21 protein-coding genes and 1 tRNA gene are annotated in these 20103 nt (G+C 60.7%); 16 read left to right on the top strand and 6 right to left on the bottom strand.

Features of this window, described 5'->3' with window-relative positions:
• Positions 1–17: 17 nt before the first annotated feature.
• The 3 genes from rdgB to C2134_RS06175 are packed head-to-tail and all read left to right on the top strand — an operon-like array spanning position 18 to position 2178.
• Entirely contained in the window at positions 18–611 is a 594-nt protein-coding gene (rdgB, locus tag C2134_RS06185; RefSeq protein WP_103318384.1) for an RdgB/HAM1 family non-canonical purine NTP pyrophosphatase, read from the top strand.
• The gene (gene hemW / locus C2134_RS06180; protein ID WP_103318382.1) at positions 608–1798 is read left to right on the top strand and encodes a radical SAM family heme chaperone HemW; all 1191 of its coding nucleotides are present in this window, start codon (positions 608–610) and stop codon (positions 1796–1798) included. Before rdgB ends, hemW begins: the two co-directional genes overlap by 4 nt.
• On the top strand, positions 1798–2178 hold the full coding sequence (locus C2134_RS06175) for a RidA family protein (RefSeq protein ID WP_103318380.1): 381 nt from the start codon (positions 1798–1800) through the stop codon (positions 2176–2178). The genes hemW and C2134_RS06175 overlap by 1 nt, the downstream gene beginning before the upstream one ends.
• Positions 2179–2244: 66 nt before the next feature.
• Here C2134_RS06175 and C2134_RS06170 read toward each other — a convergent pair whose 3' ends face one another.
• Positions 2245–4071 carry a carboxypeptidase-like regulatory domain-containing protein gene (locus C2134_RS06170; protein ID WP_103318378.1) on the bottom strand — a complete coding sequence of 609 codons (1827 nt, stop codon included), beginning with the start codon at positions 4069–4071 and terminating at the stop codon, positions 2245–2247.
• Positions 4072–4525: 454 nt separating this feature from the next.
• On the opposite strand from C2134_RS06170, the gene C2134_RS06165 reads away from it, so the two are divergent.
• From C2134_RS06165 to recG, 4 genes are all read left to right on the top strand, one after another.
• Positions 4526–4993 (top strand): DUF4124 domain-containing protein, encoded by a 468-nt coding sequence (locus C2134_RS06165; protein ID WP_103318376.1) that lies wholly within the window; start codon positions 4526–4528, stop codon positions 4991–4993.
• Entirely contained in the window at positions 4993–5832 is an 840-nt protein-coding gene (locus tag C2134_RS06160) for a PhzF family phenazine biosynthesis protein (RefSeq protein WP_103318374.1), read from the top strand. Before C2134_RS06165 ends, C2134_RS06160 begins: the two co-directional genes overlap by 1 nt.
• Before the next feature lie 88 nt (positions 5833–5920).
• On the top strand, positions 5921–6352 hold the full coding sequence (locus C2134_RS06155; RefSeq protein WP_103318371.1) for a DUF2147 domain-containing protein: 432 nt from the start codon (positions 5921–5923) through the stop codon (positions 6350–6352).
• Between the two features lie 83 nt (positions 6353–6435).
• Entirely contained in the window at positions 6436–8484 is a 2049-nt protein-coding gene (recG, locus tag C2134_RS06150; protein ID WP_103318370.1) for an ATP-dependent DNA helicase RecG, read from the top strand.
• Between the two features lie 197 nt (positions 8485–8681).
• Here the strand turns inward: recG and C2134_RS06145 are convergent, their stop codons facing one another.
• The 5 genes from C2134_RS06145 to pstS all read right to left on the bottom strand — a co-directional run bounded on the left by C2134_RS06145 (position 8682) and on the right by pstS (position 14165).
• Complete coding sequence (locus C2134_RS06145; RefSeq protein WP_103318368.1) at positions 8682–10136, bottom strand: inorganic phosphate transporter; 1455 nt, start codon at positions 10134–10136, stop codon at positions 8682–8684.
• A 238-nt stretch (positions 10137–10374) separates the two neighbouring features.
• On the bottom strand, positions 10375–11148 hold the full coding sequence (gene pstB / locus C2134_RS06140; protein WP_199153594.1) for a phosphate ABC transporter ATP-binding protein PstB: 774 nt from the start codon (positions 11146–11148) through the stop codon (positions 10375–10377).
• Between the two features lie 3 nt (positions 11149–11151).
• On the bottom strand, positions 11152–12060 hold the full coding sequence (pstA, locus tag C2134_RS06135; protein ID WP_369406776.1) for a phosphate ABC transporter permease PstA: 909 nt from the start codon (positions 12058–12060) through the stop codon (positions 11152–11154).
• A gap of 19 nt (positions 12061–12079) precedes the next feature.
• Positions 12080–13042 (bottom strand): phosphate ABC transporter permease subunit PstC, encoded by a 963-nt coding sequence (gene pstC, locus C2134_RS06130; protein WP_103318363.1) that lies wholly within the window; start codon positions 13040–13042, stop codon positions 12080–12082.
• An 85-nt stretch (positions 13043–13127) separates the two neighbouring features.
• Positions 13128–14165, bottom strand: a complete 1038-nt coding sequence (pstS, locus tag C2134_RS06125) for a phosphate ABC transporter substrate-binding protein PstS (RefSeq protein ID WP_103318361.1) — start codon at positions 14163–14165, stop codon at positions 13128–13130.
• A 170-nt stretch (positions 14166–14335) separates the two neighbouring features.
• Here pstS and tpiA point away from each other — a divergent pair, with 170 nt between their 5' ends.
• From tpiA to nuoF, 9 genes are all read left to right on the top strand, one after another.
• On the top strand, positions 14336–15082 hold the full coding sequence (gene tpiA, locus C2134_RS06120) for a triose-phosphate isomerase (RefSeq protein ID WP_103318359.1): 747 nt from the start codon (positions 14336–14338) through the stop codon (positions 15080–15082).
• Between the two features lies 1 nt (position 15083).
• A complete protein-coding gene (secG, locus tag C2134_RS06115) occupies positions 15084–15434 on the top strand; it encodes a preprotein translocase subunit SecG (protein ID WP_043623651.1) in 351 nt (116 codons plus the stop codon).
• A gap of 19 nt (positions 15435–15453) precedes the next feature.
• Positions 15454–15538, top strand: a tRNA-Leu gene (locus C2134_RS06110).
• Positions 15539–15629: 91 nt separating this feature from the next.
• The gene (locus C2134_RS06105; RefSeq protein WP_043580265.1) at positions 15630–15986 is read left to right on the top strand and encodes an NADH-quinone oxidoreductase subunit A; all 357 of its coding nucleotides are present in this window, start codon (positions 15630–15632) and stop codon (positions 15984–15986) included.
• Positions 15977–16453, top strand: coding sequence for a NuoB/complex I 20 kDa subunit family protein (locus C2134_RS06100; protein WP_019103471.1), 477 nt, complete (start codon positions 15977–15979; stop codon positions 16451–16453). Before C2134_RS06105 ends, C2134_RS06100 begins: the two co-directional genes overlap by 10 nt.
• 11 nt (positions 16454–16464) lie before the next feature.
• The gene (locus C2134_RS06095) at positions 16465–17061 is read left to right on the top strand and encodes an NADH-quinone oxidoreductase subunit C (RefSeq protein ID WP_103318356.1); all 597 of its coding nucleotides are present in this window, start codon (positions 16465–16467) and stop codon (positions 17059–17061) included.
• On the top strand, positions 17054–18307 hold the full coding sequence (locus C2134_RS06090; protein ID WP_103318354.1) for an NADH-quinone oxidoreductase subunit D: 1254 nt from the start codon (positions 17054–17056) through the stop codon (positions 18305–18307). The genes C2134_RS06095 and C2134_RS06090 overlap by 8 nt, the downstream gene beginning before the upstream one ends.
• On the top strand, positions 18307–18807 hold the full coding sequence (nuoE, locus tag C2134_RS06085; protein ID WP_103318352.1) for an NADH-quinone oxidoreductase subunit NuoE: 501 nt from the start codon (positions 18307–18309) through the stop codon (positions 18805–18807). Before C2134_RS06090 ends, nuoE begins: the two co-directional genes overlap by 1 nt.
• The gene (gene nuoF, locus C2134_RS06080) at positions 18807–20102 is read left to right on the top strand and encodes an NADH-quinone oxidoreductase subunit NuoF (RefSeq protein ID WP_103318350.1); all 1296 of its coding nucleotides are present in this window, start codon (positions 18807–18809) and stop codon (positions 20100–20102) included. Before nuoE ends, nuoF begins: the two co-directional genes overlap by 1 nt.
• The last annotated feature ends 1 nt before the right edge of the window (position 20103 follow it).

Below are 20103 nucleotides of genomic sequence, written 5' to 3'. Positions count from 1 at the left end.
GATAGAAAGAGCGAAAGATGTTCGACCAACTGGTTCTCGCCAGCAATAACGCCGGCAAGCTGAAGGAATTCGGCGCGCTGTTTGCCGAGCTGGGCGTCACTGTGCGCCCGCAGCGCGATTTCGACGTGCCGGAATGCCCGGAGCCGCACCACACCTTTCTGGAAAACGCGCTGGAGAAGGCGCGTCACGCCAGCCGGCTGACCGGCCTGCCGGCGTTGGCCGACGATTCCGGCATCTGCGTGGAGGCGCTGGGCGGCGCGCCGGGCGTGTATTCGGCCCGCTTCGCCGGCGAGCCCAAGTCCGACGCGCGCAACAACGCGCTGCTGGTGGAAAAGCTGCAGGGCGAGGCCAACCGCCGCGCCTGGTATTACTGCGTGCTGGTGCTGGTGCGCCACGCCGACGATCCGCAGCCACTGGTGGCCGACGGCATCTGGTTGGGCGAAGTGCGCGACCAGGCCGCGGGCGCGGGCGGCTTCGGCTACGACCCGCATTTCTACCTGCCCAGCTATGGCGTGTCGGTGGCCGAACTGGACGCAGCCGAGAAGAACCGCGTCAGCCACCGCGGCCAGGCGCTGGCCGCACTGATGGCCAAGCTCAAGGCGCTGGCATGAGCGTGATCGACGTCTCGGCGCTGACGGGCGGTCTGCGCGAGTTGCCGCCGCTGTCGCTGTACATCCACTTCCCGTGGTGCATCCGCAAGTGCCCGTATTGCGACTTCAACTCGCACGAGCCGAAAAACGGCTTCGACGAGATGGCCTATGTAGACGCGTTGCTGCGCGATCTGGAATACAGCTTGCCGGAAGTATGGGGCCGGCCGCTGACCAGCATTTTCATGGGCGGCGGCACGCCCAGCCTGTTCAGCCCGCAGGCGATGGACGCGCTGCTGGCCGGGGTGCGCGCGCGGATGAAGCTGCATCCGGACGCCGAGATCACCATGGAGGCCAATCCCGGCACTTTCGAGATCGAACGCTTCCGCGGCTACCGCGAGGCCGGCATCAATCGCCTGTCCATCGGCATCCAGAGCTTCGATCCCAAGCACCTGAAGGCGCTAGGCCGCATCCATGACGGCGACGAGGCCAAGCGGGCGGTCGAGATCGCGCTCACCCACTTCGACAACGTCAACCTGGACCTGATGTATGCCTTGCCGGGGCAGACGCTGGACGAGGCGCTGTCCGACCTGAACACTGCGCTGTCCTACGGCATCACGCATTTGTCGGCCTATCACCTGACGATTGAGCCGAATACGCTGTTTGCCGTGCAAACGCCGCAAAACCTGCCGGACGACGAGGTGTCGGCCGACATGCAGGAGGCGATAGAATCCCGCTTGGACGCCGCCGGTTTCGATCATTACGAAACCTCGGCCTTCGCCAAACCGGGCCGCCACAGCCGGCACAACCTCAATTACTGGCAGTTTGGCGACTATATCGGCATCGGCGCCGGCGCGCATGGCAAGATCAGCAGCCACGCCGGCATCGTCCGCCAGATGCGGCACAAGCAGCCGGCGGCCTATCTGAAGGCGGTGGCGGACGGCAATCCGCTGTTCAGCAATCAGAAGATCGCCCGCACTGATCTGCCGTTTGAATTCATGATGAATTTGCTGCGCCTGACCGGCGGCTTTGAGAGCCGCCTGTTCCAGGAACGCACCGGCCTGCCGCTGGCGCTGATCCGCCGCCAGCTGGACCACGCCCAGGCGCAAGGCCTGCTGGACGGCGATGGCGCGATCTTGCGCCCGACGCTGAAAGGCCAGCGCTTCCTCAACGATTTGCTCACCCTGTTCCTGAAAGAAGGAGATGAATAATGGCTAAGGAAATCATCCACACCGACAAGGCCCCGGCCGCCATCGGCGCTTACTCGCAAGCCGTCAAGGCCGGCAACACCGTATACCTGTCCGGCCAGATCCCGCTGGATCCGGCCACCATGGTCGTGGTGGAAGGCGGCTTTGCCGCCGAAACCCACCAGGTGTTCAAGAACATGAAGGCCGTATGCGAAGCCGCCGGCGGCAGCCTGGACCAGATCGTCAAGCTGAATGCCTACCTGACCGATCTGTCCAACTTCGCCACCTTCAACGAAATCATGGGCCAGTACTTCAGCCAGCCGTTCCCGGCGCGCGCCGCCGTCGGCGTGGCCAGCCTGCCCAAGGGCGTGCTGGTGGAGGCGGAAGCGGTGATGGTGCTGTAAGCTTTTTGTTCTGGCTGGAAAGAAAACCCCGCGTTTTGGCGCGGGGTTTTGCTTTATGGCGTGCGCCTAGCGAAACAGATAGCGGGTGAATACAGCTCGATCCGTTGCATCGTTTGCATAGAGGCTAATGCGATAGGCATCTGGTTGAGTCAGTTTGGTAACCAGATTATTTTTTAAGATTGCCGAATGTGTTGTGGTGTCATCTGCGCTTTCACTACGACGAATGCCCCAAGGTTGATCTGGCGTGGTGTGTTGAACCATTCTTAAGGCAATGAAATTAAATTTCAGCGAAGATGGAATTTGCCAACTTACACTCAACTCCGTGCTGCCATTTGCTTTATTGGCTCTGTCGATAGAAGCATCATCCATAGTGGGGAAGTTGATTTTTTTGAGGTCATTGGAAGTAAATAGCGCAGTATGTATAAAAACATCCCTGCCTGTCTGCTGTTTGAAACCTGCGTCGGAGAAGAAGCGCAACTTCAATGTTCCTCGGCGGAGCGCCACATTATAATTTTGAATTTCTTGATCATTTAATTCAAATGCGGGGCCGCAAGCAATGGTATGGCTGCTGGGATCTTCGTATCCAAATACCGGCTCATCTGTAAAGCCACAACCAGTTTGAGTGGAAAAGGATTTGAATACCTTGTCGCCAACTAGTAGTTGAGCGCTATGTACTTGTTCTGCAGGCGGATTTTCACTAAATTGTTGCTGCAGGGCTGATGCGCCATATCGTTGAATTGAAACGTAAAGTTCACCCATGCGCTTGGTGCTTTTTTTATTAACATCGATCAGCTGTTGCGCGCGGGTTTCCAGATCATAGCTAACCGGAGCATCATTGCCTGCTAGTTTCCAGACACTGTTTTCGTATTTAACTATGGCGTAAAAATTATAGGGTGGTTTTTTGCTCGGTGTAATTGTCATCCTGACTTCGCAACGTTCCGCATTATCGCAGCGTACGATCTGAGGACGGCCATAATGTGTGCCGACTGTATTGTATGAGTTTTGCGGATCGTTAGCATCAGTTTGTTCGGCGGTAATGTATTGGGCCGCATTATCACCAAAGGAGTTGAAGTCCTTGCTCAAGAGGAGCTTCAAGCGATCACTGAGACCATCTGCCTTTTGGTAGGCTGCGGTCAATTGCTTGGCTAAATCATCTAGGCCTTTGAAGTCTGGTAATTTCGCGGGAGCAGCCACTTGAGTTTTGGGTTTCTGAGAACGATTTACAATTACTTCGTCACCGCCAAAAGCGCTGTGGATGGCAACTTCACCCGGATTATCCCCTGCTGCTACCTTGACGGTTTCCAACAGCTTATCCTGACCGGTCTTGTCAGCCTTGAACGCCGAATGCAGCATATCCAGTTTGCTGTCCAGTCCGTGAGCACTCAGCATCGGAGCCAACGCTGCCTGGAGATTGGCGCTGCTGGCGCTAAGTTTGTCGCTGGTGAGCTTGGCGGCGCAGCTATTGTCTGCGAAGCAGGCTGACGCATCGCCATCGATACTCATTGCCACGATGGCATCTGTCAGCGGCGTGACATTGGTGGTGCCGGCTTGGGTCACCACGGAATGCAATACAAGGTTTTGGCCGCCCGCGGTGCCGCTCGCTTCTATTAAAACAGGGGCTTTCAAGGAACTTAGGTCGGCTTTGTAGCTGCCATCGTCGCCCGTCGAAGCGGTGAGGGTTTTGCCGTTGACGTCTTTGAATGTCAACTGAGCATTCTCCAGCGGCGCGCCAGTCGCGACCGTGCCGCTGACGGGGCCAACGCCCTGAGCGACGGGGGTGGTGCCGCCATTGTTGGCATTGCTGCTGGTGTTGGAGTCACTGCCGCCACCGCAGGCGGCCAAAAGCAGAGCGCTGCCCACGGCGAGGGGCAGGAGTTTCATCGTTGTATTCATCACGAAATCCTTAGTCTAGATGTGTCCATCGAGCCAAGATGCAGAATTGTTATTTTTTATTGCCGCGCAGAGTCTACTCTTATGCTTATGGTATTGCATCAGAACGCTTGACCTTGCTTGATGAAGGGGATGAGGAGGCTTTGTGCAGGAAGAGCTAGGAAATAGCTGAATGGGTCGTCGATTTCATACGGTTTGAAATATTTTCAGGCGCAGCAAGAACTTGCTTTGGTATAGATGCCAATTTCATGTGATTTTTGAGGGAGGCAATATTGTTTCGATCTGAACTATTGCGCTACTCGTCGCGTCTCTAAATTGAGACAGCCTGGTGCAATCAGATCAGCAAGGCGCAGTGTTTGTGCCAACTCGCCACGACGAGGCGGCACGACTTGTGGCCAGTAGCGTCAAATGCTCCTGCCTTGGCATGGTGACGACATGATGCCAAGCGGAGTGGGTGATGCGGATCCTGATGCTGCTGGGAATGATTTTGGCCGATCAAGCGTGGGCCGCGCAGGTTTATAAGTGCCGCGAGGCCGATGGGCGAATCGCTTACAGCCAGCAGGCTTGTCCCTTGGGTAGCCAGCGCATCGAAATGAATGCTCAGCCGTTCAGCGTGGTGGAGCAGGATGAGCGTGACCGCGCCGCCACGCAGCGTTATCGGCGCGACTTGGCGGACTGGCTGGGCAAGCGGGAGAAGGCGCAGCAAAAAGCCGAAGCCGCTGCAGAGCGCGAGCGTCGCGAGGCGCGCAAGAAATGGCTGGCGGAACGGGAGCGTTGCCGTCGCCTGGGCGACAAACAGCGGGCGTTGAGCGAACAGATGCGGCAAGCGGCCTCGCGCAAGGCGGCGGATCGGGTACAAATGCGTCTTGCCAGGGTGGAGGATCAGATGCAGGATCGGGCATGCCATCTATATAAGGAGGACTGATGAGCGTTTACCGATACCGCATCGTCAATGTGTTTGCCGAGCAGCGTTTCGGCGGCAATCCCTTGGCCGTGTTCACCGATGCCGGCGGCTTGTCGGAGCGGGACATGCAGCTGATCGCCCGGCAGTTCAATCTGTCGGAAACGGTGTTTCTGTTTCCCGGCGACGCCGAATGCGCCGCCAGCCTGCGCATCTTCACGCCGGGTTATGAATTGCCCTTTGCCGGCCATCCCACCTTAGGCGCGGCGGCTGTGCTGCATGACATGGGCGAGTGCGGCGACGCGTTCACGCTGCGCACACGATCTGGCCTGATTCCCATCACACGCGGCGATGGCGTGTTCCAGCTGCGGGCGCTGAGCGCCCAGGCTTCGCCATCGGGTTTGTCGCCCGCGACTGTCGCCGCGATGTTAAACCTGGATCAGGCCGATCTGGCCGGTCCCGCCGAGTGGGTTGATGCCGGCGCCGAGCAATTATTGATTCCGCTGGCCAGCCGCGAGGCGGTGCTGCGGGCCAAGCCGGAGTCGGAACACTTCAAGCGCAACGCGGCCAAGACGCCGGGCAAGGCGATTGCCTATCTCTGGCACCAGCAGGACGGCGTAGCCACGGTGCGGCTGTTCTTCGAGCAGCTGGGCGCGGTGATCGAGGACCCGGGCACCGGCAGCGCCTGCGCCAACTTGGGCGGCTGGTGCGCGCTGAACGGCCTGGCGCCATTGGCCTGGCGCGTTGAGCAGGGCGAGGCTATCCAGCGGCCTAATGTTCTGTATCTGGAAGTAGGAATGGATGGCTCTGTGCTGGTCGGCGGCCGCGTCATGGCGATGGGGGAAGGGGTGTTGCAACTGTGAGGCTGACTTGACGGTTGGCCCGCCAATTGGCATCCTAGAGCCGCTACTCCAAACTGTTGTTTCATAATAAACGAACGAGGAAAACATCATGATTCGAATCGCCAAAGCCGCTTGCGTGGCCGCCGTGTTCGGCCTGGCCAGCCAGATGGCTCTGGCTGGCAGCGCCGCCGGCCTGTGGAAGACCATCGACGACGAAACCCATCAGGCCAAGGCGCTGGTGCAGATCAACGAAGGCCCGAACGGCGAGTTGAACGGCAAAGTCATCAAGCTGTATCAACACCCGGACGCGGTGTGCGACAAGTGCGACGGCGCCAACAAGGACAAGCCGGTCAACGGCATGCAGATCCTGTGGGGCCTGAAGAAGGATGGCGAAGAATGGAGCGATGGCAAGATTCTTGATCCGAAATCCGGCAAGATCTACACCTCCGGCGCCAAGCTGATCGAAGACGGTAAGAAGCTGCGCGTGCGCGGCTACATCGGCCCGTTCTTCCGCAGCCAAGTGTGGGAACGCCAGCAATAATCATTGCCGGCTGATCGGCACGAAGAGGCGGAAGCCGGCGCAAGCCGCTTCCGCCTTTGTCATTGTTGGGTACAATCGCCTACATGAATTCGCCGCTCGATCTCGCCAATCAGCCGCCGGCCGCGCCGGCCGCGCTGGTCAAAAAACTGGAAAAGCTGGGCATCCGCCGCCGCTTCGATCTGGTGCTGCATCTGCCGCTGCGCTACGAGGATGAAACCCACCTTTACCCGATTGCCGACGCGCCCTATGGCCAGCCGGTGCTGGTGGAGGGCACCGTCACCGCGCATGAGGTCAGCTACAAGCCGCGCAAGCAGCTACGGGTGCAGATCGAGGATGGCAGCGGCACGCTGATGCTGCGTTTCATTCATTTCTATCCCAGCCAGCTCAAGCAGTTTGTCGAGGGCAACCGCATCCGCGCGCTGGGCGAGATCCGCCGCGGTTTTGTCGGCGATGAGATGGTGCATCCCAAGACGCGCGAAGTCCGCGAGGGTGCGCCATTGGCGGAAAGCCTGACCCCGGTCTATCCCACCGTCAACGGTCTGACTCAGCCGGTGCTGCGCAAGCTGGTGCATGCCGAGCTGAAGTCGCAAAAGCTGGACGAGCTGTTGCCGGCGCCGCTGCTGTCGCCGCTGGCGCTGCAGCCGTTTTCGGAGGCCATCCGCCTGTTGCATCAGCCGCCGCCGGAGTGGTCGGCGCAGCAACTGGCCGATCCGCAGCTGCCTGCCTGGCAGCGCCTGAAATTTGACGAATTGCTGGCGCAGCAGCTGTCGATGCGTCTAGCCTATCGCGCGCGGCGGCTGGGCCAGGCGCCGCGCATTGTCGGCGATGGCCGGCTGACCGAAAAACTGCTGACCCAGCTGCCATTCAGCCTGACCGGCGCGCAGCGGCGGGTGTTGGACGAGATCCGCGCCGATCTGAAACAGCCCCATCCCATGCACAGGCTGCTGCAGGGAGATGTCGGCAGCGGCAAGACCATCGTCGCCGCGTTGGCGGCGCTGGCGGCGATCGAGGCCGGTTATCAGGTGGCGCTGATGGCGCCGACGGAGATCCTGGCCGAGCAGCATTATCTGAAACTGTCCGGCTGGCTGGAACCGCTGGGCATCAAGGTATCCTGGCTGTCCGGCAGCCTGCGCAAAAAGGCCAAGCAACTGGCGCTGGATGAGATCGCCTCCGGCCAGTCGCGGCTGGCGGTCGGCACCCATGCGCTGTTTCAGGATGATGTGGCCTTCAACAAGCTGGGTTTGGCTATCGTCGACGAACAGCACCGTTTCGGCGTCGGCCAGCGGCTGGCGCTGCAGGACAAGGGCGAGGAGCCGCACCAGCTGATGATGTCGGCCACGCCCATTCCGCGCACGCTGGCGATGAGTTTCTACGCCGATCTGGACGTGTCGGTGATCGATGAGCTGCCGCCGGGGCGCACGCCCATCGTCACCAAGCTGATCGGCAGCCCGCGCCGCGCCGAGGTGGTGCAATTCGTCGAAAAAACTTGCGCCGAGGGCAATCAGGCCTATTGGGTATGCCCGCTGATCGAAGAATCGGAAGCCTTGCAACTGCAGACGGCGGTGGATTGCCATCAACAGCTGCTGCAGGATTTGCCGGGGCGGCGCATCGGGCTGGTCCATGGCCGCTTGAAGGCGGCGGAAAAGGCCGAGGTGATGGCGGCCTTCGCCGCCGGCCAACTGGACGTGCTGGTGGCCACCACGGTGATTGAGGTCGGTGTGGACGTGCCCAATGCCAGCCTGATGGTGATCGAACACGCCGAGCGCATGGGCCTGGCGCAGCTGCACCAGCTGCGCGGGCGGGTAGGGCGGGGCAGCGCGCGCAGCGTGTGCGTGCTGCTGTTCGAGAACCCGCTGTCTGACCTGGCCAAGGCGCGGCTGAAAGTGATCTACGAGAATACCGACGGCTTCGAGATCGCTCGGCAGGACTTGCAGATACGCGGGCCGGGCGAGTTTCTGGGCGCGCGGCAGAGCGGTTTGCCCATGCTGCGCTTTGCCGATCTGGAGCAGGATCAAGCCCTGCTGGAGGCGGCGCGCGATCTGGCTCCTATTCTGCTGGAGCGCTGGCCGCAGGCGGCGGAGGCGCATCTGGAGCGCTGGTTGGCGGGGCGGGAGCAATTCTTGAAGGCGTAAAAAAAATCCGCCGCGATTGGGGGCATCGCGGCGGCGAGGGAGGATTGCTGCAAACAAAAGAAACCATTGATGAAGCGCGTTCATATTAGCAATTCATTAATTAATGGTTCAAGCGCAGACAAACAAGCCGTTGACTTGGATCAAGCATGAAAAAAGCCGCTCAAGGAGCGGCTTTTTGACAGAGGCGGCGGCTTGGATCAGAACCACTGCGCCGCCAGGTAGTACATGCCGCCGGCCAGCAGCATCGCCGCGGGCAGGGTGAAGAGCCAGGCCAGGGCGATAGAACGCACGGTGCTCATTTGCAGACCGGCCTTGTCGGCGACCATGGTGCCGGCCACGCCGCTGGACAGCACATGGGTGGTGGACACCGGGAAGCCAAACCAGCTGGCCAGGCCAATGGACACCGCGGCTGTGGTTTGCGCAGCCACGCCTTGGGCATAGGTCATGTCCTTCTTGCCTATGCCTTCGCCCACGGTTTTCACCACGCGTCTCCAACCTATCATGGTGCCGATGCCCAGCGACAGCGCCACCGCCACGATCACCCAGGTCGGCGCGTATTCGGTGGTGGTGGTCAGGTCCTTGCGCAGATTGCTCAGCAGCTGCTTTTCGTCGGAGGACAGATTGGGCAGCGCCGCGGCATTCTTGGCCGCATCGTCCAGGCATAGCAGCTGGGTGCGCACATCCCAACGCTGCGAGGCGCTCAGATGGTGATAGTCGGTGCTATCCCCCATCAGCTTGATCAATTGGCCGGCAGTGGCCACAGTCTGCTGCGGATGGCACTCGTACTGGCTTGTGCCATTGGTCTTGACCATGATCTTGGACAGCTCCATCTCATGGCGCTGGTAGAACTGCTGCAGATGCACGGCGGCATCGCGAGTGCGATCCAGCTGGTACGGCGTGCTGTCCAGGTTCAGCACGAACTTGGCCGGCACGATGCCGATCAGCACCAGCATGATCAGGCCGACGCCCTTCTGGCCGTCGTTGGAGCCGTGGGCGAAGCTGACGCCCATCGCCGATACGATCAGCATGAAGCGGGTCCAGAACGGGGGGTGCTTGCGGCCTTCCACCTGCTGGCGCTGGTACGGCGTCTTGTGCACATTGCTGTGCGGCCGGTAACGACGCAGCAGGATGACGATCAAACCCGCCGTGACGGCGCCGACCACTGGCGAGACCAGCAGCGAGGCGCCGACGTCGATGGCCTTGCCCCAATTGACGCCATGGGACAGCGCTGTGTGGTTGATCAGGCTGTTGGCCACGCCGACGCCAAGGATGGCGCCGATCAGGGTATGGCTGGACGAGGCCGGCAGGCCCAGGTACCAGGTGCCCAGATTCCACAGGATGGCAGCGGCCAGCAGCGCGAACACCATGGCCATGCCGCGGCTGGTGTTCACCGAGATCAAGAGGTCCACCGGCAGCAGGTGGACGATGGCATAGGCCACGGCCAGGCCGCCGCTCATCACGCCGAGGAAGTTGCATACCCCGGAGTAGAACACGGCGAGGCGCGGCTTCATCGATTGGGTATAGATGACGGTCGCCACCGCGTTGGCGGTGTCGTGGAAACCGTTGATGAACTCAAAAGCGAGCACGAAGCCCAGAGAGAGCACCAGGGTGATGACTACATGGGTGTCGAGCCCGGAAAACAGGTCCAGCATGGCGAGTCAGTGTTTATCGTAAAGGCGGGATTGTTGGGGTCTGCGGGGGAGCCGTCAAGTTTAAATAAAAAAAATATAAAGCGTGTGGTTTTGCCGACCCAATCGACAGAATCCGCTTGACAGCACCGCCTGGCTGGCAGGGTAAGTCCTTGATTTCTGTCGATGTCATCATCATTGATGGGTGAAGAAACAAAAGGCCCCAGCATGGGCTGGGGCCGATTGTTCGACAGCTTGGCAATCAGCCGAACTTGCCGGTGATGTAGTCTTCGGTGGCCTTGACCTGCGGCGCGGTGAAGATATTGTCGGTCTTGCCGAACTCGATCATTTCGCCCAGATACATATAGGCCGTGAAGTCGGACACCCGCGCCGCCTGCTGCATATTGTGCGTGACGATGGCGATGGTGTAGTCCTCTTTCAGCTCATGAATCAGCTCTTCGATGTGGGCGGTGGAGATCGGGTCCAGGGCCGAGGTCGGCTCGTCCAGCAGTAGCACTTCCGGCTTGGACGCCACCGCGCGGGCGATGCACAGACGCTGCTGCTGGCCGCCGGACAGCGAGTGGCCGGACTGCTTCAGCTTGTCCTTCACTTCGTCCCACAGCGCGGCCTTGCGCAGCGCCCATTCGACGCGGTCTTCCATCTCGCCCTTGGACAGCTTCTCGTACAGCTTCACGCCGAAGGTGATGTTGTCGTAGATCGACATCGGAAACGGCGTCGGCTTCTGGAACACCATGCCGACCTTGGCGCGCAGCAGGTTGACGTCGATGTCGCGGCCCAGGACGTTCTGGCCGTCCAGCAGGATCTCGCCCTCGGCGCGCAGGCCGGGGTACAGCTCATACATGCGATTGAAGGTGCGCAGCAGCGTGGATTTGCCGCAGCCGGACGGGCCGATGAAGGCGGTAACCTTGCGCGGCGCGATTTCCAGCTGGATGTTCTTCAGCGCATGGAAGTTGCCGTAAAAGAAGTTAAGGTTGCGAACCTCGAGCTTGGAGCTAGGGGTGGTCATGGTTGTCATGCCTTAATTCGATTGATTCTTGCGACCGCCCATCCAGCGGGCGACGATATTCAGGGTGAGGACGCTGAAGGTGATCAACAGCGAGCCGGCCCAGGCCAGGGCGTGCCAGTCTTCGTACGGACTCATCGCGAACTGGAAGATCACGATAGGCAGGTTGGCCATCGGTTGGTTCATATTGCTGTTGAAGAACTGGTTGTTCAGCGCGGTGAACAGCAGCGGCGCGGTTTCGCCGGAAATGCGCGCCACGGCCAGCAGGATGCCGGTCATCACGCCGGCCTTGGCCGAGCGCAGCGTCACTTGCATCGTCACTTTCCATTGCGGCGCGCCCAGCGCGGCGGCCGCTTCGCGCAGGCTGTTCGGCACCAGGCGCAGCATGTTCTCGGTGGTGCGCACCACCACCGGAATCACCAGAATGGCCAGCGCGCAGGAGCCGGCCCAACCGGAGAAGTGGCCCACCGACACCACGTAGACTTCGTACACGAACAGGCCGATCACGATGGACGGCGCGGACAGCAGAATATCGTTGATGAAGCGGGTGGCCGGCGCCAGCCAGCCGCGCTGGCCGAATTCGGCCAGATAGATGCCGGCCAGGATGCCGATCGGCGTGCCGAACAGCGTGCCGAAGGCGGTCATCACCAGGCTGCCGTAAATGGCGTTGGCCAGGCCGCCGGTGCTGCCGGGCGGCGGCGTGCTTTCGGTGAACACCTGCCAGTTGATGCCGGACAGGCCGTGCTGCAGCAGCGTGATCAGGATCCAGAACAGCCAGAACAGACCGAAGACCATGGTCAGCATCGATATGGTCATGGTCAGCTTATGGGTCAGCCGGCGGCGCCGATAGATGGCGCTATCCATCTTCAGGCCGGATGCGGCGGCAGCGGTAGGCAAGGCGTCGTTCATTGTCGCTTGGCTCATCGTTGTGACGTCTTTCATATCAGGAAGGCTTGCCTTCCTGCTTCTTCAGGCGCAGCAGCAGCAGCTTGGAACAGGCCAGCACCACAAAGGTGATGAAGAACAGGATCAGGCCCAGCTCGATCAGCGAGCCGATGTACAAATCGCCGTTGGCCTCGGCGAACTCGTTGGCCAGCGAGGAGGCGATGGAGTTGCCCGGCTCGAACAGGCTGGTCGTGAAGCGCGAAGAGTTGCCGATGACGAAGGTGACCGCCATCGTTTCGCCCAGCGCCCGTCCCAGGCCCAGCATGACGCCGCCGACGACGCCGGTCTTGGTGTAGGGCAGCACGATGTGGCGCACGACTTCCCAGGTGGTGGAACCTAGGCCATAGGCCGATTCCTTCAGCATGGTGGGCACCACTTCGAACACGTCGCGCATGACCGAGGCGATGAACGGAATCACCATGATGGCCAGGATCAGGCCGGCGGTGAACAGGCCGATGCCCATCGGCGCGCCCTGGAACAGGAAGCCGACCAGCGGCGCGTCGCCCAGATGTTCGATGAACCACGGCTGGATGTGGTCGGCGAAGAACGGCGCAAACACGAACAGGCCCCACATGCCGTAGATGATGGACGGAATGCCGGCCAAGAGCTCGATGGCGATGCCCAGCGGGCGTTTCAGCCAGGCCGGGCACAGCTCGGTCAGGAACAGGGCGATGCCGAAGCTGACCGGCACGCCGATCAGGAGCGCGATGATGGAGGTGACCAGGGTGCCGAAGATGGGCACCACGGCGCCGAACTTCTCCTGCACCGGATCCCATTCCGAGCTGGTCAGGAAGCCCAGGCCGAAATGTTGGATGGTCGGCATCGCGCCGATCAGCAGCGAAATGAGAATGCCCACCAGCAGCGCCAGCACCAGGAAGGCGAAGCTGCGGGTGGTCACGCGGAAGATTTTATCCAGCAACAGCTGATACCCCAGCTGCTGTTGATTGTTGAGTTTTTGCATGTGTCGTTGTCTTGGTGGTTCAGACACAAGGCCGGAGAGAGCTTGCTCCCCCCGGCCTGAGTGCGACGCTCAGCGTGTCGCGCTATCAGTTCCAGACGGTTTTGCCGCCATTATCGGTGATTTGCTTCCAGCTGGTGCGGATCACGGTTTTCACGCTGTCCGGCATCGGGATGTAGTCCAGTTCCTGAGCGGTCTTGTCGCCGTTCTTGTAAGCCCAGTCGAAATACTTCAGCACTTCGGTGGCTTGAGCCGGCTTGTCCTGCTTCTTGTGCATCAGGATAAAGGTGGCACCGGCGATCGGCCAGCTGTCTTTGCCCGGCTGGTTGGTCAGCAGCAGGTAGAAGTTCGGGGCCTTTTTCCAGTCGGCATTGGCGGCTGCGGCTTTGAAGGAAGCCTCGTCCGGCTTCACGAAGTTGCCAGCCTGGTTTTGCAGCAAGCCATAGGACAGCTTGTTCTGCTTGGCGTAGGCGTACTCGACATAACCGATGGCGCCCTTGATGCGGGACACGTAGTTGGCCACGCCTTCGTTGCCCTTGCCGCCCACCGAGCTGCCCTTCCAGCTGACTGCGGTGTTGGACCCGACTTCCTTCGCCCACTCCGGCGAGACCTTGGACAGGTAGTTGGTGAAGATGAAGGTAGTGCCGGAGCCGTCGGAACGACGCACCACGGAGATGCGCTGGTCAGGCAGCTTGACGCCCGGGTTCAGCTTGGCGATGGCCGGGTCGTTCCACTTGGCAACCTTGCCCATGTAGATGTCAGCCAGCAACGGTCCGGAGAATTTGATCTGGCCAGCGGCGATGCCCGGGATGTTATACACCGGCACCACGCCGCCCATCACGGTCGGGAATTGAGTCAGGCCGGACTTTTCCAGTTCTTCCGGCTTCAGCGGCATGTCGGACGCGCCGAAGTCCACGGTCTTGGACTGGATCTGCTTGATGCCGCCGCCGGAGCCGATGGACTGGTAGTTCATATTGTTGCCGGAGACGCCCTTGTAATTGGCCGCCCACTTGGCGTACAGCGGGTAGGGAAAGGTTGCGCCTGCGCCAGTGATGTCTGCTGCGTATACCGAACCGGCGATCAATACGGAACCAAGAGCCGCGGCGAGACGTACGGACTGTTTCATGCTTAACTCCCGAAGTGTAATGGGCTGCTGTTGTAATGGCCGCCATCGTATAGCTCAAATCTTTCAGTAATATTACAAGTCGTAAATGCTTGATCCAGCTTCATTGGAGACGCTTGCCGGCTGCGCTATAATGCGCGCCATCTTCTTTTAATAATGATGGGGAGAGTGGCATGTCCGGCAAGCTGGTGATTGGCAATTGGAAGATGAATACGCGCGCCGACAGCGCGCAGGCCCTGGTGTCCGCGCTGCTGGACCATGCCGCGACCAATCGCGAAGGCGTCGGCATCGCTGCGCCCGCGGTGTATCTGGCCGCCCTGGCCGAATCCCTGAAGGGCAGCCGCCTGGCCTTGTCGGCCCAGGATGTCAGCCGCTTCGCCGCGGACGGCGCCTATACCGGCGAAACCAGCGCCGCCATGCTGGCCGACATCGGCTGCCGCTACGTGCTGGTCGGCCACTCCGAGCGCCGCCAGTATTTCGGCGAGGACAACGCCGCGTTGCTGCAAAAAATGCGCAATGCCATCGCCGCCGGCGTGACGCCGGTGCTGTGCGTGGGCGAGACGTTGGAGCAGCGCGAAGCAGGCCAGCATCTGGAGGTGATTGCGGCGCAGCTTGCTATCCTGCCGGAATTGACCGATGGTGATTACGTCATCGCCTACGAACCGGTGTGGGCCATTGGCACCGGCAAGGTGGCGACGCTTGAGCAAATCGCCGAAATTCATGCATTCATCAAAAACTGGTGCTTGCAAAACATTGGCAGCTCCGATAAGATTCGCGTCCTCTACGGCGGCAGTGTCAAAGCGGAGAACGCCGAGGCGATTCTGGCGACGGAAAACGTCGACGGCGCATTGGTCGGAGGGGCCTCGCTGGACGCCGATTCATTCAGAGTGGTTTGCCAAGCCGCAGGAAAATTGATATAGTATGGAACTTCTCAAGACGCTTATTTGGATTGTAAACCTGCTGTCCGCAGTGAGTATCATCGTCCTTGTTCTGATGCAGCATGGCAAGGGTGCAGATATGGGTGCGGCTTTTGGTAGTGGTGCGTCCGGCAGTCTGTTTGGGGCGTCTGGCTCTGCGAATTTCCTGAGTAGAACCACCGCGGTCGCCGCGGCAGTGTTCTTCTGTACAGCCATGGGTCTGGTATACCTTTCCGGGGGCGGAAAGCATGACCTTGGTGTGATGGGTGGAAAGATTGAACAGGTTGCGCCGCAAATCCCGGCAGGCGCGCCTAATAAAAACGCTTCCGGAACGGCTTCCAAGATTCCGGAGTGACAATTTAAAGCTTTGCTGTGCCGACATGGTGAAATTGGTAGACACGCTATCTTGAGGGGGTAGTGGCGAAAGCTGTGTGAGTTCGAGTCTCACTGTCGGCACCACCATTCAAAAACAGGCCACCGGGACTCCGGTGGCCTGTTTTATTTGGAGCCAAGAGGGGGTGACCCCTCTTTTTTTGGGGGTGTACGGGAAATGCTGCAAAACTACTTTCCCATTCTGATGTTTGTCATTGTCGGACTGTTGGTCGGTGTGGGCCCTATTGCCTTGGGCAAACTGCTCGCGCCCAATCGTCCCGACTCTGAGAAACTTTCTCCATACGAATGCGGCTTCGAGGCCTTCGAAGATGCCCGCATGAAGTTCGACGTCCGTTACTACCTGATCGCCATCCTCTTCATCCTGTTCGACCTGGAAATCGCATTCCTGTTTCCGTGGGCCGTGGTGCTGAAGGACTTGGGCGTGTATGGCCTGGGCGTGATGGTCGAATTTCTCGCCGTGCTGACGCTCGGCTTCGTCTACATGTGGAAGAAGGGAGCTCTGGAATGGGAGTAGAAGGGATTCTGGAGAAAGGCTTCGTTACCACGACAGCCGACAAGCTTATCAACTATACCCGCACCGGTTCGCTGTGGCCGATGACCTTTGGTCTGGCCTGTTGCGCGGTGGAAATGATGCACGCCGGCGCGGCGCGTTACGATCTGGACCGTTTCGGCATCGTGTTCCGCCCCAGCCCGCGGCAAAGCGACCTGATGATCGTCGCCGGCACGCTGTGCAACAAGATGGCGCCGGCCCTGCGCAAGGTGTATGACCAGATGGCCGAGCCGCGCTGGGTGATCTCGATGGGGTCCTGTGCCAATGGCGGCGGGTACTACCATTATTCCTATTCTGTTGTTCGAGGCTGTGACCGCATCGTGCCGGTCGATGTCTACGTGCCGGGCTGTCCGCCGACGGCCGAGGCGCTGCTGTACGGCATCATCCAGCTGCAGAACAAAATCAAACGTACCAACACCATCGCCCGCTAAGGTAGAAACTTATGGCCTCCAAGAAAATGGAAGCGTTGGGTTCGGTCGTTGCCGCCGCGCTGGGCGACAAGCTCGTGCGCAGCACGCTGGCCCTGGACGAGCTGACCATCGTCTGCAAGGCGTCCGATCTGCTGTCCGTGGCCCAGACGCTGCGCGACCACGCCGATCTCGCCTTCGAGCAGTGCATCGACGTCTGCGGCATGGACTACAGCGCCTATCGCGATGAGCCGTGGGACGGCCCGCGCTTCGCCGCGGTATACCATCTGCTGTCCGTCAAGCTGAACCACCGCATCCGCCTGCGCGTCTTCGCCGAAGACGACGCCTTCCCGGTTATCCCATCGGTCAACGGCATCTGGAACGCCGCCAACTGGTTCGAGCGCGAAGCGTTCGACCTGTACGGCATCGTGTTCGAAGGCCACCCCGACCTGCGCCGCCTGCTGACCGACTACGGTTTCGTCGGCCACCCGTTCCGCAAGGACTTCCCGCTGTCCGGCCACGTGGAAATGCGCTACGACCCGACTCAGCAGCGCGTGATCTACCAGCCGGTGACCATCGAACCGCGCGAAATCACTCCGCGCATCATTCGCGAGGAGAGCTACGGTGGCTGAGATCCGCAACTACACCCTGAACTTCGGCCCGCAACACCCGGCAGCACACGGCGTGCTGCGCCTGGTGCTGGAGCTGGACGGCGAAGTCGTCCAGCGCGCCGACCCGCACATCGGCCTGCTGCACCGCGGGACCGAGAAGCTGGCCGAGAGCAAGACCTACATCCAGTCTCTGCCTTACATGGACCGTCTCGACTACGTGTCCATGATGTGCAACGAACACGCCTATTGCCTGGCTATCGAGAAGCTGGCTGGCATCGAAGTGCCCGAGCGCGCGCAATACATCCGCGTGATGTTCGCGGAGATCACCCGCATCCTGAACCACCTGCTGTGGATCGGCGCCCACGCGCTGGACATCGGCGCGATGACCATGTTCCTGTACGCGTTCCGCGAACGCGAGGATCTGATGGACTGCTACGAGGCGGTGTCCGGCGCGCGCATGCACGCGGCTTACTTCCGTCCGGGCGGCGTCTACCGCGACCTGCCGGATTCGATGCCGCAGTACACCGTGTCCAAGATCAAGAACGCCAAGGAACTGGCGCGCCTGAACGAAGGCCGCAAGGGTTCGATGCTGGACTTCATCGAAGACTTCACCAAGCGCTTCCCGACCTATGTCGACGAATACGAGACCCTGCTGACCGACAACCGCATCTGGAAGCAGCGTACCGTGGGCATCGGCGTGGTGTCTCCGGAGCGCGCGCTGAATCTGGGCATGACCGGCCCGATGCTGCGCGGCTCCGGCATCGCCTGGGACTTGCGCAAGACCCAGCCGTACGATGTGTACGACAAGATGGACTTCGACGTGCCGGTGGGCGTGGGCGGCGACTGCTACGACCGCTATCTGGTGCGCGTGGAAGAGATGCGCCAGTCCAACCGCATCATCCAGCAGTGCGTGGCCTGGCTGCGCGCCAATCCTGGCCCGGTGATCACGGACAACCATAAAGTGGCGCCGCCTTCGCGCGAAGGCATGAAGTCCAATATGGAAGACCTGATCCACCACTTCAAGCTGTTCACCGAAGGCATGCACGTGCCGGAAGGCGAGGCTTACGTGGGCACGGAACACCCGAAGGGCGAGTTCGGCATCTACCTGGTGTCCGACGGCGCCAACAAACCGTACCGTCTGAAAATCCGCGCGCCGGGCTATGCCCACTTGGCCGCGCTGGACGAGATGGCCAAGGGTCACATGATCGCCGACGTGGTGGCGATCATTGGTACGCAGGATATCGTGTTTGGGGAGATTGACCGCTGATGCTGTCCGCACAATCGCTAGCCTTGATCGACCGCGAGGTCGCCAAATACCCGGCCGACCAGAAGCGCTCCGCCGTCATGGGCGCGCTGCGCATCGCGCTGGAAGAGCGGCGCGCCACCGGTGAAACCCCGGAAGCGCGTTGCCTGAATAAGGACGTGATCGAGTTCGTCGCCAACTATCTGGAGATCGCTCCGGTAGCCGCCTACGAAGTCGCCACCTTCTACAACATGTACGACATGAAGCCGGTGGGCAAATACAAGATCACCGTCTGCACCAACCTGCCCTGTGCGCTGTCCGGCGGCGTCAATGCCGCAGAGTACATCTCGCAGAAGCTGGGCATCGCCATCGGCGAAACCAGCGCTGACGGCATGTACACGCTGCAGGAAGGCGAATGCATGGGCGCTTGCGGCGATGCGCCGGTCTTGCTGGTGAACAACCACAAGATGTGCAGCTTCATGACGCCCGAAGCAATCGATAAAAAACTGGCGGAGTTGAAATAATGGCTGTCTTCGCTAATGGCGTGATTTTCGACGGCGTCGACACCGCGCAGCCCGACTGCTGGCGTCTGGACGCTTACGTAGCCCGTGGCGGCTACCAGGCGCTGCGTCGCATCCTTGACTCCAAGATGACCCAAGAAGACGTCATCGCGGAAGTGAAGAACTCCGGCCTGCGCGGCCGCGGCGGCGCGGGCTTCCCCACCGGCCTGAAGTGGAGCTTCATGCCGCGCTCGTTCCCGGGCGACAAATACGTCGTCTGCAACACCGACGAGGGCGAGCCGGGCACCTTCAAGGACCGCGACATCATCCGCTACAACCCGCACTCGCTGATCGAGGGCATGATCATCGCCGGTTACGCGATGGGCACCAAGGCGGGTTACAACTACATCCACGGCGAAATCTTCGAAGACTACCAACGCTTCGAAGAGGCGCTGGAAGAAGCGCGCAAGGCGGGTTTCCTGGGCCAGAACATTCTGGGCACCGACTTCAACTTCGACCTGTTCGCCCACCACGGCTACGGCGCCTACATCTGCGGCGAAGAAACCGCGCTGCTGGAATCGCTGGAAGGCAAGAAGGGCCAGCCGCGCTTCAAGCCGCCGTTCCCGGCCAGCTTCGGCCTGTACGGCAAGCCGACCACCATCAACAACACCGAGTCCTTCGCCTCGGTGCCGTTCATCATCCGCGACGGCGCGCAAACCTTCCTGGAGAAGGGCAAGCCCAACAACGGCGGCACCAAGCTGTTCTCGGTCTCCGGCCACGTCAATCGTCCGGGCAACTACGAGGTCGCCCTGGGCACCCCGTTCACCGAGCTCTTGGAAATGGCCGGCGGCATGCGCGGCGGCAAGAAGCTGAAAGCGGTGATTCCGGGTGGCTCGTCCGCGCCGGTGCTGCCTGCCGACATCATGATGCAATGCACCATGGACTACGACAGCATCGCCAAAGCCGGCTCGATGCTGGGTTCCGGCGCCGTGATCGTGATGAACGAGGACGTGTGCATGGTGAAGGCGCTGGAGCGCCTGGCCTATTTCTATCACGAGGAATCCTGCGGCCAGTGCACGCCGTGCCGCGAAGGCACCGGCTGGCTGTACAAGGTCATCCACCGCATCGCCAACGGCCAGGGCCGTCCGGGCGATCTGGAGCTTCTGGATTCCGTGGGCAACAACATGGCGGGCCGCACGATCTGCGCCTTGGCCGACGCCGCTGTGTTCCCGGTTCGCAGTTTCACCAAGCATTTCCGCAATGAGTTCGAGTACGCGATCGAACACGGAAAGACCTTGGTGGATCACAAATGGTGTTGAG

Origin of the sequence: Chromobacterium sinusclupearum, from assembly GCF_002902845.1 — a bacterium.
Lineage (GTDB): Bacteria > Pseudomonadota > Gammaproteobacteria > Burkholderiales > Chromobacteriaceae > Chromobacterium > Chromobacterium sinusclupearum.
The sequence above is the reverse complement of the archived record's forward strand: the minus strand, read 5'-3'. Positions and strand labels throughout refer to the sequence as shown.